The organism is Bradyrhizobium sp. CCGE-LA001, assembly GCF_000296215.2.
GTDB lineage: Bacteria > Pseudomonadota > Alphaproteobacteria > Rhizobiales > Xanthobacteraceae > Bradyrhizobium.
Genome location: NZ_CP013949.1, coordinates 5,312,436 through 5,323,698, shown reverse-complemented (window position 1 = coordinate 5,323,698; position 11,263 = coordinate 5,312,436). Strand labels below are relative to the sequence as shown.

Here is an 11,263-nt window from a genome sequence, read left to right as displayed (position 1 = left end):
ATGCAGCAGCCAGTTTCCGCGGCTAACTACGCCGACCGCATCGGCTTTGCGCAGCTGACGCGCCAAGCCTTTGAAGGCGTCGACTTGCAGCCGTTGCGCGATCAACTCCTCGCCCGGATCACGGAGGGGACGGCGCAGGCGGGGGAGGGGCTGGATCTGTCGCTGATCGTCCAGCTCCTCGGCGACAAGGAGGCGGGGCTTGCGATCCAGTCGGAGGTGCTGACCTTCCATCAATTGTTCCGCACGCCCAGCGCCGATCCGAAGCCTGGCTTGCGCCTGCTCGCGCTTGCAGCCGACATCGACATGGGCGGCAACACGCCGATCGATTTCCTGCTCGAAGGCTCCGACATCGAATTGTTGACGCTCTACGTGGTCAAGGGCGTCGGTCTTCCCGAGGACTTGCCCGAGCACGACGTCGCCATCGTGGTGGCGTCCGATTCCGAGGAATGCCGGGACGCGCTCGCGCTGATCGAAGAGGCCGCGCCACGCTGGCCCCGACCGCTGCTCAATCGCCCCGATCTGATCGTCAACCTCGATCGGGACAAGCTGTATCGGCTGCTGGCGGACGTGCCCGGCCTCGACATTCCCGCAACTGTCCACGCCACCCGCGCGCAATTGTCCAACCTCGCATCGGGACGGATCGCCTGCGAGGCCATCGCCAGCGAATTGCACTTTCCCATGATCGCGCGACCGCGCGGCTCGCATGCCGGCGTCGGGCTCGCCAAGCTCGACGACGCGGCTGCGCTCGAAGCCTATCTCGCCGTGCGGAAAGAGCAGGACTTCTTCGTCGCGCGCTTCGTCGACTATGTCAGCCCCGACGGGCTCTATCGCAAATATCGCCTCGCCATGGTCGACGGCAGGCCTTACGCGTGCCACATGGCGATCGCCGATCGCTGGGACATCTGGTATCTCAACGCCTATATGGCGTTCAGCGAGGAGAAGCGGGCCGAGGAAGCCGTCTTCATGCGCGACTTCGACCACGCCTTCGCAGCGCGCCACGAGAGCGCGCTCGACGAGATGAGCAAGCGCGTCGGTCTCGATTATTTCATCGTCGACTGCGCCGAGAACCGGAACGGCGAGCTCCTGGTGTTCGAGGCCGACAACACCGCCGTCGTGCACAACATGGATTCGCCGGCGGTGTTTCCCTACAAGCCGCCGCAGATGCGCAAGATATTTGCGGCGTTCACGGAGATGCTGTCGCGACATGCGCGAGCGGGCGAGGGAAGCGCAGCATGAACGAGATCATCCGCACCCCGCAAAGTGCCGTCTCCCATGACTCGCTCGATCCGCAGGATTGGAGCGAGTTTCGCGCGCTGGCCCATCGCATGCTGGACGAGGCGATCGACGGCATCGCGAATGTTCGGGCGCGCCCAGTATGGCAGCCGATCCCCGACGAGGTTCGCGCAGCACTCAAGGCCGATTTGCCGCGCGAGGCGAGCGATCTCGCCGACGTCTATCGCGAGTTCACCGAACATGTCGCGCCTTACGCGACGGGCAACGTCCATCCCGGCTTCATGGGCTGGGTGCATGGCGGCGGTACGGCCGTAGGCATGCTCGCGGAGATGCTCGCAGCCGGCCTCAACGCCAATCTCGGCGGACGCGACCACATGCCGATCGAGGTCGAACGCCAGATCGTCGCGTGGATGCGCCGCCTGTTCGACTTTCCGGACGGGGCAAGCGGCATTTTCGTCACGGGCACGTCGATGGCCAATCTGATGGCGGTGCTGGTGGCGCGTACGAACGCGCTCGGCACGCTGGCACGGCAGCATGGCCTCGGCAATGACGGCGCATTGCTCACCGCCTATACGTCGCATGCCGCACATGGCTGCATCTCGCGGGCGGTGGACATTGCCGGGCTCGGCACGGACGCGTTGCGCAAGATCGGTGTCGATGCCGATCATCGCATCGACGTTGCCGCGCTGCGCGCGCAGATCGCCGTTGATCGCGAGATAGGCTTCAAGCCGTTCCTGGTGGTCGCGTCTGCCGGCACGGTCGATGTCGGCGCGATCGACGATCTCAAGGCGGTCGCCGAGCTGTGCCGCGAGGAGGAGATCTGGTTTCACGTCGACGGCGCGTTCGGTGCGCTCGCCGTCCTGTCAGCCGAGCTCGCGCCGCTGCTCGGCGGCATCGAGCTTGCGGATTCCATCGCGCTCGATTTCCACAAATGGGGACAGGTACCCTACGATTCGGGCTTCCTGCTGGTGCGCGACGGCGAGCAGCATCGGCAGGCTTTTGCGCAGCCCGCGGCCTATCTGCGTCGCGAGGCGAGGGGACTTGCGGCCGGCGCAGTCTGGCCCTGCGATCTCGGCCCGGATCTGTCGCGCGGCTTCCGTGCGCTGAAGACCTGGTTCACGCTGAAGACGTTCGGCACCGAACGGCTCGGTTCGGTGATCGCACGAAGCTGCGCGCTCGCGAAATATCTGGAGACGCGTGTTCTGGCCGAGCCGCGGCTGGAATTGCTGGCGCCGGTCAATCTCAACATCGTCTGCTTCCGCTACCGCGCCGATGACGCGGTCAATCGCGAGATCGTCGCCGACATCCAGGAGGCCGGCGTCGCGGCTCCGTCGAGCACGACGCTGGGCGGCAAGTTCGCGATCCGCGCTGCGATCGTCAATCACCGCACCGACGAGACCGACATCGATGCGGTGGTTGCGGCCGTGCTGGAGTTCGGCGCACGCCGGAGCGGGGACGGAGTGGTCGAGGTCGAGGCGCCGCCGCTCGCCGCCCAGTAGCATCGGTGCAGGCCTGATACGACAGCGGCCCCGGAGATGATCCGGGGCCGTTGTCGTTTGCGTGGACTGCGTATGCGTTTCGATCGCGTGTGGTCAGGCCGCCGTGCTTTCCGCCTTGGGATGCGTGGCCTCGAACTGATCCCGCAACTTTTCCTCATATACGATCAGCTTGCGGGCATCCTTCAGCGCCCGGTAGAGGTCGCCGTTGAGGATGTTGTTGTTGATGGCTTCGATGATCGGCCAGGCGCTCGGTACAGCGGTGACGATGTCGCGCACCAGGTTGAAATAGGTGCCGTGCTGCGTCTGCGGATCCGGCGAGATATACATGAGCTGGACCGCAAGATAGACCAGCTTGGCGGGCGTGTCTGCGGTCTCTGGCGTGAGGATGTCGCGCTCGCGCAGGATCGGCACGTTGTCGCCGTCGATCAGGAGGCGGGCGCGCTGGTCGGTGTTGGTTATCACGCAGTTACCGACGATGATGCGTTCGTGCGGTCTGAGTTCGACCTTGAGGGCCATGCCTGTTCTCCATCAACGCTTTCGTAACCGAGCGTTCGTTGCGGCCTATCAGGACGTGATTCTCGCTCGCAACTAGTTAACGAGCTGTAAATTCGGGCTATTCGCACGGAAAAGCTCAGCAATTTCAAAGGTTCGTTTGCGTGGCGACGCAGCGATGAGCACCGCCTGCCGGGCCGAATCACGCGTGGAGCGGCGAAAGCCCGGGTTTCATTTCATGTTTCGTTAGAGGTCTCGGCGCCACGGTCCGCCGGTCGCTGGATCAGTCACAATCCAAGCAGACGTGTAACAGTAGCGTCGTTTACCAGAAAGGTAACAGAGTTATGTCCGGTATCGTTCTCTCCGCATCGGTTCGCCAGAACCTGCTCTCTCTCCAGTCCACCGCTGACCTCCTCGCCACCACGCAGAACCGTCTGTCGACCGGCAAGAGCGTCAACTCGGCCCTCGACAATCCCACCAACTTCTTCACGGCCCAGTCGCTCGACAACCGCGCCAGCGACATCAACAACCTGCTCGATGGTATCGCCAACGGCGTGCAGGTGCTGCAGGCTGCCAACACCGGCATCACCTCGCTGCAGAAGCTGATCGACAGCGCCAAGTCGATCGCCAACCAGGCGCTGCAGACCACCGTCGGTTACTCCACCAAGTCCAACGTCTCCGCCACCATCTCCGGTGCGACGGCCGCTGACCTGCGCGGCACGACCTCCTACGCCAGCGCGACGGCGAGCAGCAACGTGCTGTTCAGCGGCGCGGCCGGCGGCACGACGGCGGCGACCGGTACCACCACGCTCGGTGCTACCATCGGCGCCTTCGCGGGCACCGCGGCAACGGCCGGTGACGGCACCACCGCCCTGACCGGCACCATCACCCTGATCGCCACCAACGGCACCACCGCAACCGGTTTGGCGAGCAACGCTCAGCCCGCCGACGGCGATACGCTGACCGTGAACGGCAAGACCATCACCTTCCGCAGCGGTACCGCTCCGGCGGCGACCGCCGTTCCGTCCGGTTCGGGCGTCAGCGGCAACCTCGTCACCGACGGCAACGGCAACACCACGGTCTATCTCGGCACCGCCGGTACCCCGGCTGCGACCGTCAACGACCTGTTGAGCGCGATTGATCTGGCCAGCGGCGTCAAGACGGTCTCGATCACCTCCGGCGCTGCGACGCTTGCCACGAGCAACAACCAGACCGCTTCGAGCGTTGGCGGCGGTGCCGTCACGCTGAGGAGCTCGACGGGTGCGGATCTGAGCGTCACCGGCAAGGCCGACCTGCTCAAGGCTCTCGGCCTGAGCTCATCGGTGGGTGGCGGCAACGCCACAGTGTCCGTCAACCGGACCACGACCTCGGCCTCGCTGGGTGCGACGATCACGGACGGTTCGACGCTGAACGTCAACGGCAAAGTCATCACCTTCAAGAACGCGCCGATCCCGGGCTCGACCGGTGCGCCGAGTGTTCCGACCGGCTTTGGTGCGAGCGGCAACATCCTCACCGACGGTGCCGGCAACTCGACGGTCTATCTGCAGGGCGGCACGGTCAACGACGTCTTGAAGGCGATCGACCTTGCCACCGGCGTGCAGACCGCCACCATCGGTGCCAACGGCGCTGCGACGCTTGCGACGGCCTCCGGCCAGACCAATTCGTCGATCAACGCCTCGGGCCAGCTCAAGCTGTCCACCGGTGTCAACGCCGACCTGTCGGTCACCGGCACCGGCAATGCGCTGAATGCGCTTGGCCTCGCCGGCAACACCGGTACTGCGACCGCCTTCACCGCGGCCCGCACCTCTGGCATCGGCGGTATCAGCGGCAAGACCTTGACCTTCTCCTCCTTCAACGGCGGCACGGCGGTCAACGTCACCTTCGGCGACGGCACCAACGGCACGGTCAAGACGCTTGATCAGCTCAACACCAAGCTGCAGGCCAACAACCTGTCTGCGACGATCGACGCCAACGGCCTGCTGACGATCTCGACCACCAACGACTACGCGTCCTCGACCATCGGATCGAGCGCCGCAGGTGGTGCGATCGGCGGCACGCTGACCTCGTCGCTGACCTTCTCGACGGCTTCCACCCCCGTCCAGGATACGGTTGCCCAGACCTCGCGTGCCAACCTGGTCAATCAGTTCAACAATATCCTGAACCAGATCGACACGACCGCGCAGGACTCCTCGTTCAACGGTGTCAACCTCTTGAACGGCGACCAGCTCAAGCTGGTGTTCGACGAGACCGGCAAGTCGAACCTCAGCATCACGGGCGTGACCTACAACTCCAAGGGTCTGGGCCTCGCCTCGCTGACCAGCGGTGTCGACTTCATCGACAACGCTGCCACCAACAAGGTGCTGACCAACCTGAACGCCGCGTCGAGCACGCTGCGCTCGCAGGCCTCGAGCCTCGGTTCGAACCTCTCGGTGGTGCAGGTCCGTCAGGACTTCAACAAGAGCCTGATCAACGTGCTGCAGACCGGCTCGGCCAACCTGACCCTGGCCGACACCAACGTCGAAGCGGCCAACAGCCAGGCGCTGTCGACCCGCCAGTCGATCGCGGTCTCGGCGCTGTCGCTGGCCAACCAGTCGCAGCAGAGCGTGCTGCAGCTGCTCCGCTAACAAGCGGACGACATCGCAAGACGATCATGGCGGCGGGGCTTCGGTCCCGCCGTTTTCTTTTGCGCCGGCATCAGAGTGCGGCGTGTCCAGCGGAGACCGTGCGTCCGGATGCAGCCGATTGCTCACTCTGAGTTATGGTTGACAAGTCGCAAACGTCTCGCGATGGCGCCAAAAAGCATCATCCGATCATGACGATATCAGCGAACGCGTCGCGTCTCCGAATACGGATATGGTGAATCCCGGCAAGGACTGGTGCGACACGCTTCACGCTTTGTTAGCCCTCAACGTTCACCGTCCCCGACATCGATTAATCCTAATCGAAGTTTGTTTGCGTTGCGTACCAGAAGGGTAACACTCAATGTCCGGTATTGTTCTCTCTGCATCGGTTCGTCAGAACCTGCTCTCTCTCCAGTCCACCGCTGACCTCCTCGCCACCACGCAGAGCCGTCTGTCGACCGGCAAGAGCGTCAACTCGGCCCTCGACAATCCCACCAACTTCTTCACCGCACAGTCGCTCGACAACCGCGCCAGCGACATCAACAACCTGCTCGATGGTATCGCCAACGGCGTGCAGGTGCTGCAGGCTGCCAACACCGGCATCACCTCGCTGCAGAAGCTGATCGACAGCGCCAAGTCGATCGCCAACCAGGCGCTGCAGACCACCGTCGGTTACTCCACCAAGTCGAACGTCTCGACCACGATCGCAGGTGCGACAGCTGCCGATCTGCGAGGCACGACGAGCTTCGCCAGCGCGACGGCGAGCAGCAATGTGCTGTTCAGCGGCGCGGCCGGCGGCACCACCGCGGCGAGCGGCACCACCACGCTCGGCGCCACCATCGGCGCCTTCGCTGGCACCGCGGTGACGGCCGGCGACGGTACCACCGCCCTGACTGGCACCATCACCCTGATCGCCACCAACGGCACGACTGCAACCGGCCTCGGTACCAATGCCCAGCCCGCCGACGGCGACACGCTGACCGTGAACGGCAAGACCATCACCTTCCGCAGCGGTACCGCTCCGGCGGCGACCGCCGTCCCGACCGGCTCGGGCGTCAGCGGCAATCTCGTCACCGACGGCAACGGCAATTCCACGGTCTATCTCGGCACCGCCGGCACTCCGGCTGCAACTGTCAACGACCTGTTGAGCGCGATTGATCTGGCCAGCGGCGTCAAGACGGTCTCGATCACCTCCGGCGCTGCGACGCTCGCCACGAGCAACAACCAGACTGCTTCGAGCGTTGGCGGCGGTGCCGTCACGCTGAGGAGCTCGACGGGTGCGGATCTGAGCGTCACCGGCAAGGCCGACCTGCTCAAGGCTCTCGGTGTGAGCTCATCGGTCGGCGGCGGCAACGCCACGGTCAACGTCAACCGGACCACCAGCTCGGCCTCGCTGGGTGCGACGATCACGGACGGTTCGACGCTGAACGTCAACGGTAAAGTCATCACCTTCAAGAACGCGCCGATCCCGGGCTCGACCGGTGCGCCGAGCGTTCCGAGCGGCTTTGGTGCCAGCGGTAACGTCCTCACCGACGGTGCCGGCAACTCGACGGTCTATCTGCAGGGCGGCACGGTCAACGACGTCTTGAAGGCAATCGATCTTGCTACCGGCGTGCAGACCGCGACGATCGGCGCCAACGGCGCTGCGACGCTTGCGACCGCAACCGGCCAGACCAACTCGTCGATCAACGCCTCCGGCCAGCTCAAGCTGTCCACCGGCGTCAACGCCGACCTGTCGGTCACCGGCACCGGCAATGCGCTGAATGCGCTTGGCCTTGCCGGCAACACCGGAACGGCGACCGCCTTCACCGCGGCCCGCACCTCCGGTGTCGGCGGCCTCACGGGTAAGACCTTGACGTTCACCTCCTTCAACGCAGGTACGGCGGTCAACGTCACCTTCGGCGACGGCACCAACGGCACGGTCAAGACGCTCGATCAGCTCAACACCAAGCTGCAGGCCAACAACCTGTCTGCAACGATCGACGCCAACGGCCTGCTGACGATCTCGACCACCAACGACTACGCGTCCTCGACCATCGGATCGAACGCCGCAGGTGGTGCGATCGGCGGCACGCTGACCTCGTCGCTGACCTTCTCGACGGCTTCCACCCCCGTCCAGGATACGGTTGCCCAGACCTCGCGTGCCAACCTGGTCAATCAGTTCAACAACATCCTCCAGCAGATCGACTCGACTGCCCAAGACTCCTCGTTCAACGGTGTCAACCTCTTGAACGGCGACCAGCTCAAGCTGGTGTTCGACGAGACTGCAAAGTCGAGCCTCAGCATTACGGGCGTGACCTACAACTCCAAGGGTCTGGGCCTCGCCTCGCTGACCAGCGGTGTCGACTTCATCGACAACGCTGCCACCAACAAGGTGCTGACCAACCTGAACGCCGCGTCGAGCACGCTGCGCTCGCAGGCCTCGAGCCTCGGCTCGAACCTGACGATCGTGCAGGTTCGTCAGGACTTCAACAAGAACCTGATCAACGTGCTGCAGACCGGCTCGTCCAACCTGACCTTGGCCGACACCAACGTCGAGGCGGCCAACAGCCAGGCGCTGTCGACCCGCCAGTCGATCGCGGTCTCCGCGCTGTCGCTGGCCAACCAGTCGCAGCAGAGCGTGCTCCAGCTGCTCCGCTAACAACCGGACGGCATCGCAAGAACGATCACGGCGGCGGGGCTTCGGCCCCGCCGCTTTTTTTCGTCTGCCGGCGAGGTTTCGAGAGAGCAGGCGACGGGCGAAAAAGTAACCAGCGGTTATGGTTAATGGAGCGTAAGCGGCAAAAAACGCCAATCATTTCAGGACGATTGTCTCATCCCGCAATCGCTTTCAGACGCTTATGGTGAACCGGCGCTTATGCGGGCGATGTTCGTTTCACGCTTTGTTAGCCATGTCGGCTCACCCTGTGCCCGTCACTCGATCCAGAAGCGATCGAACGAAGACGCGTAAGCCAGAAGGGTAAGAGTCATGTCCGGTATTGTTCTCTCTGCGTCGGTTCGCCAGAACCTGCTCTCTCTCCAGTCCACCGCCGATCTCCTCGCCACCACACAGAACCGTCTGTCGACCGGCAAGAGCGTCAACTCGGCCCTGGACAATCCCACCAATTTCTTCACCGCCCAGTCGCTCGACAACCGCGCCAGCGACATCAACAACCTGCTCGATGGCATCGCCAACGGCGTGCAGGTGCTGCAGGCCGCCAACACCGGCCTGACCTCGCTTCAGAAGCTGATCGACAGCGCCAAGTCGATCGCCAACCAGGCGCTGCAGACCACCGTCGGTTACTCCACCAAGTCGAATGTCTCGACCACCATCTCCGGTGCGACCGCGGCCGACCTGCGCGGCACGACGAGCTTCGCCAGCGCGACGGCGAGCAGCAACGTGCTGTATAGCGGCACGGCCGGCGGTACCACGGCGGCGAACGGCACCACCACGCTCGGCGCCACCATCGGCGCCTTCGCGGGCACCGCGGCCACGGCCGGTGACGGCACCACGGCCCTGACCGGCACCATCACCCTGATCGCCACCAACGGCACCACCGCAACCGGTCTCGCTGCCAATGCTCAGCCCGCCGACGGCGACACGCTGACCGTGAACGGCAAGACCATCACCTTCCGCAGCGGTACCGCTCCAACGTCGGCCGGCGTTCCCGCCGGTTCGGGCGTCAGCGGCAACCTCGTCACCGACGGCAACGGCAATACCACGGTCTATCTCGGCAACACCGCTACGCCGGCTTCGCTCGCGACCGTCAACGACCTGTTGACCGCGGTCGATCTCGCCAGCGGCGTCAAAACCGTCGCTATCAGCTCCGGTGCAGCGACGATCGCCACCAGCTTCAATCAGACCGCTTCGAGCGTGGGTGGCGGCGCCGTCACGCTGAGGAGCTCGACGGGTGCGGATCTGAGCGTCACAGGCAGAGCCGACCTGCTCAAGGCTCTCGGTGTGAGTTCATCGGTCGGCGGCGGCAATGCCACCGTCAACGTCAACCGGACCACGACCGCAGCCTCGCTCGGTGCAACGATCACCGACGGTTCGACGCTGAACGTCAACGGTCACGTCATCACCTTCAAGAACGCGCCGATCCCGGGCTCAACCGGTGCGCCGAGCATTCCGAGCGGCTTTGGTGCGAGCGGCAACGTTCTCACTGACGGCAACGGCAACTCGACGGTCTATCTGCAGGGCGGCACGGTCAACGACGTGCTCAAGGCGATCGACCTTGCTACCGGCGTGCAGACCGCGTCGATTAGCGCCGCCGGCGTTGCCACGCTTGCGACCGCCACCGGCCAGTCGAACTCGACGATCAACACGTCCGGCCAGCTTAAGCTCTCGACCGGCGTCAATGCCGATCTGTCGATCACCGGCAGCGGCAATGCGCTGAACGTATTCGGCCTCGCCGGCAACACCGGCAGCGCCACCGCCTTCACCGCGGCCCGCACCTCTGGCATCGGCGGCATCGCCGGCAAGACCCTGACCTTCACCTCCTTCAACGGCGGAACGGCGGTCAACGTCACCTTCGGCGACGGCACCAACGGCACGGTCAAGACTCTCGATCAGCTCAACACCAAGCTGCAAGCCAACAACCTGGCCGCGACGATCGACGCCAACGGCCTGCTGACGATCACGGCATCCAACGACTATGCGTCCTCGACGCTCGGCTCGACGGTTGCCGGCGGTGCGATTGGCGGCACGCTCACCTCGGCACTGACCTTCTCGACGGCGTCTACGCCCGTCCAGGATGGCGTTGCCCAGACCGCGCGTGCCAATCTGGTGTCTCAGTTCAACAACATCCTGAACCAGATCGACACGACGGCGCAGGACTCCTCGTTCAACGGTGTGAACCTGTTGAACGGCGACCAGCTCAAGCTGGTGTTCGACGAGACCGCGAAGTCGAGCCTGAACATCACCGGTGTGACCTACAACTCGAAGGGTCTGGGCCTCGCCTCGCTGACGGTCGGCGTCGACTTCATCGACAACGCCGCGGCCAACCGGGTGCTGACCAACCTCAACGCCGCCTCGAGCACGCTGCGCTCGCAGGCCTCCAGCCTCGGTTCGAACCTCTCGGTGGTGCAGATCCGCCAGGACTTCAACAAGAACCTGATCAACGTGCTGCAGACCGGCTCGTCCAACCTGACCCTGGCCGACACCAACGTCGAGGCCGCCAACAGCCAGGCGCTGTCGACCCGCCAGTCGATCGCGGTCTCCGCGCTGTCCCTGGCGAACACATCGCAGCAGAGCGTGCTCCAGCTGCTCCGCTAATAAGAGATTGAAATTACTGACGAAAACCGAGCGGCGGGGCATTTGCCCCGCCGCTCTTTTTTGCGTTCGAGGTGGGGAAGGGGCGTTCACCGCGCATTAACCGTATCGCTTAAACCGGCGTTAACCATACTTTAAAGGACACCTCCTAAAACTGGACAAAGCCC

At 64.3% G+C, this 11,263-nt stretch carries 6 protein-coding genes; 5 read left to right on the top strand and 1 reads right to left on the bottom strand.

Translation table 11 applies throughout. The features are described 5' to 3' along the window. On the top strand, positions 1-1,236 hold the full coding sequence (locus BCCGELA001_RS24980; RefSeq protein ID WP_060736560.1) for an ATP-grasp domain-containing protein: 1,236 nt from the start codon (positions 1-3) through the stop codon (positions 1,234-1,236). Next, positions 1,233-2,732, top strand: a complete 1,500-nt coding sequence (locus BCCGELA001_RS24975) for a pyridoxal phosphate-dependent decarboxylase family protein (RefSeq protein ID WP_008554815.1) — start codon at positions 1,233-1,235, stop codon at positions 2,730-2,732. Before BCCGELA001_RS24980 ends, BCCGELA001_RS24975 begins: the two co-directional genes overlap by 4 nt. A 93-nt stretch (positions 2,733-2,825) precedes the next feature. Here the strand turns inward: BCCGELA001_RS24975 and flbT are convergent, their stop codons facing one another. After that, positions 2,826-3,248 (bottom strand): flagellar biosynthesis repressor FlbT, encoded by a 423-nt coding sequence (flbT, locus tag BCCGELA001_RS24970; protein WP_008554813.1) that lies wholly within the window; start codon positions 3,246-3,248, stop codon positions 2,826-2,828. 320 nt (positions 3,249-3,568) lie between these two features. Between flbT and BCCGELA001_RS24965 the strand changes: the two genes are divergently transcribed. The 3 genes from BCCGELA001_RS24965 to BCCGELA001_RS24955 all read left to right on the top strand — a co-directional run bounded on the left by BCCGELA001_RS24965 (position 3,569) and on the right by BCCGELA001_RS24955 (position 11,099). Beyond that, positions 3,569-5,848 carry a DUF1522 domain-containing protein gene (locus tag BCCGELA001_RS24965; RefSeq protein ID WP_060736559.1) on the top strand — a complete coding sequence of 760 codons (2,280 nt, stop codon included), beginning with the start codon at positions 3,569-3,571 and terminating at the stop codon, positions 5,846-5,848. 358 nt (positions 5,849-6,206) lie between these two features. After that, positions 6,207-8,486 (top strand): DUF1522 domain-containing protein, encoded by a 2,280-nt coding sequence (locus tag BCCGELA001_RS24960; protein WP_060736558.1) that lies wholly within the window; start codon positions 6,207-6,209, stop codon positions 8,484-8,486. A gap of 327 nt (positions 8,487-8,813) precedes the next feature. After that, positions 8,814-11,099 carry a DUF1522 domain-containing protein gene (locus BCCGELA001_RS24955; RefSeq protein WP_060736557.1) on the top strand — a complete coding sequence of 762 codons (2,286 nt, stop codon included), beginning with the start codon at positions 8,814-8,816 and terminating at the stop codon, positions 11,097-11,099. Positions 11,100-11,263: the final 164 nt, after the last annotated feature.